The following is a 1,039-nucleotide window of genomic DNA, read 5'->3' as shown; positions in this document are numbered from 1 at the left end:
AGCAGGCCGTTGGGGAAGATCCCGCCGTTGTCGGTGATCAGGGACGGACCGGGCACCGCGCCGTCGACGGGGTGCTGGGTGACGAGCAGGAAGATCCCGATGCCCATGAAGACGACCAGGGCGCTGACCTTGACGATGGCGAACCAGAACTCCAGTTCGCCGAAGATCCGCACCGAGATCAGGTTCACGGTGAGCACCACGGCCAGGGCTATGAGCGCGATCACCCACTGCGGGACGTCGGAGAACAGGTGCCAGTAGTGGGTGTACGTCGCCACCGCGGTGATGTCGGCGATGCCGGTGGTCGCCCAGTTGAGGAAGTACATCCAGCCCGCGGTGTACGCGCCCTTCTCCCCCAGGAACTCCCGGGCGTAGGACACGAAGGCGCCGGAGGACGGGCGGTACAGGACGAGTTCGCCGAGCGCGCGGACGACGAGGAACGCGAAGACGCCGCAGACGGCGTACGCGACGAACAGGGAGGGCCCGGCCTCGGCGAGGCGTCCGCCCGCGCCGAGGAAGAGCCCGGTGCCGATCGCGCCGCCGATGGCGATCATGTTGACGTGCCGGGGTTTCAGGGACTTGCTGTAGCCGGTGTCTCCGGCGTCGACGTGACGGGTCGTGGGGAGTTTCTCGTCCTTGAGGAACTGCTCGCTCACGCCTCGGCTCTGCCTTCTCTTGAGGTGTCCGCCCGCTGGGGGCGCACGATGTCGGTGAGGGTGGCCTCCACGCGGTGCAGGTGGTGCGACATGGCCGCCACCGCGTCGTGCTCGGAACCGTCGATCAGCGCCTCGACGATCGCACGGTGCTCGCAGTTGGACTGCTCGCGCCGACCGCCCAGCTCGTTGAGGAAGGTCGACTGACGCGCCAGCGCGTCACGGATCTCCTCGATGACCCGGCGGAACACCGGGTTGCCGGAGGCCTCGGCCACCGCGAGGTGGAAGACGGTGTCCAGCGCGACCCACGCGGTGGTGTCGGTCTCCCGCTCCATCCGCTCCAGCAGGTGGGCCAGGTGGTCCAGGTCCTCCGGGGTGCGGCGCAGCGC

2 protein-coding genes are annotated in these 1,039 nt (G+C 68.8%); both read right to left on the bottom strand.

Going from position 1 to position 1,039, the window contains the following annotated elements:
• On the bottom strand, positions 1 to 653 hold a 653-nt coding region (locus tag ABTY15_RS39765; protein ID WP_350607737.1), incomplete at its 3' end, for an amino acid permease.
• On the bottom strand, positions 650 to 1,039 hold a 390-nt coding region (locus ABTY15_RS39760), incomplete at its 5' end, for a FadR/GntR family transcriptional regulator (RefSeq protein WP_350607735.1). The genes ABTY15_RS39760 and ABTY15_RS39765, both read right to left, overlap by 4 nt.

This window comes from Kitasatospora sp. NPDC097643 (genome assembly GCF_040302625.1).
Lineage (GTDB): Bacteria > Actinomycetota > Actinomycetes > Streptomycetales > Streptomycetaceae > Kitasatospora.
Note: the sequence above shows the minus strand (reverse complement) of the source record. Positions and strands in the feature narration are given on the sequence as shown.